At 54.0% G+C, this 261-nt stretch carries 1 rRNA gene; it reads right to left on the bottom strand.

Annotated elements, in window-relative coordinates:
* Positions 1-261 (bottom strand): 16S ribosomal RNA (locus tag ACTHSW_RS10905); the annotation flags it as partial.

Genomic DNA, 261 nt, shown 5'->3' with positions numbered 1-261 from the left:
CAGTTCCACCAACCTCTGCCATACTCGAGCTTGCCAGTATCAAAGGCAGTTCTGGAGTTGAGCTCCAGGCTTTCACCTCTGACTTAACAAGCCGCCTACGTGCGCTTTACGCCCAGTGATTCCGAACAACGCTAGCCCCCTTCGTATTACCGCGGCTGCTGGCACGAAGTTAGCCGGGGCTTATTCTCCTGGTACAGTCATTATCTTCCCAGGTAAAAGAGCTTTACAACCCTAGGGCCTTCATCACTCACGCGGCATGGC

The organism is Neisseria sp. P0008.S004, from assembly GCF_051962755.1.
In the GTDB taxonomy this organism is placed as follows: Bacteria; Pseudomonadota; Gammaproteobacteria; order Burkholderiales; family Neisseriaceae; genus Neisseria; species Neisseria subflava_A.
Note: the sequence above shows the minus strand (reverse complement) of the source record. Positions and strands in the feature narration are given on the sequence as shown.